1 pseudogene is annotated in these 671 nt (G+C 61.1%); it reads right to left on the reverse strand.

What is annotated here, in order from left to right:
* Positions 1-671, reverse strand: a pseudogene (locus NG653_RS14630) (gliding motility-associated C-terminal domain-containing protein); the annotation flags it as partial.

Genomic DNA, 671 nt, shown 5'->3' on the forward strand with positions numbered 1-671 from the left:
TCCGGGAGGTCATTGGCCGGGTCGTCGATCTCATCGTTCACATCGAACCCGTCATTCACATCGCTGCCCTCGTACCCATCGTCCAGGCCGTCCCCATCGGTGTCCGTCCCCGTAAAGGTCCAGTCGGGCTGCCCGTCAAAGTCAAAGTCGTTCCCCTCATTGTTGTCGGGTACCTGGTCGTTGTCGGAATCATCATCCAGGTAATCGGGCTCATCCGTACCATCGGTGTTCTCGGGGGTCAACCCGCCAAGATAGGCCGAATTCACCCCCTGGTTAGCGGCATAGGTGGCAGCATCATCGGGGTTGGGCGCAATGTATCCTTCCGTGGGCTGGGCTTCCACATTGTCGGGGATGCCGTCATTGTCGGAATCAAGGTCCAGGTGGTCGGGAATCCCGTCCCCGTCTGAATCCAAAGGACTGGTCAGGGGATCCCCATCCCCATCCAGATCGGGGTCCTCTGTGGTATCCAGCAAGCCGTCGTTGTCGTCATCGAGGTCTTCCGTGTCAGGGACCCCGTCCCCGTCGGTGTCCGTATCGTCTCCGCCACCGTTGCCGTTGCCGTCATCCGTGGGGTCGAGGTAATCGGGGGTGCCGTCCTCATCCGTATCGTCATTGGTCGGGTCGCCATCCTGGTCCGCATCCTCATCCGGGGTGCTCACGCCATCCCCGTC

Source organism: Robiginitalea marina (assembly GCF_024006985.1).
GTDB classification, from domain to species: Bacteria; Bacteroidota; Bacteroidia; order Flavobacteriales; family Flavobacteriaceae; genus Robiginitalea; species Robiginitalea marina.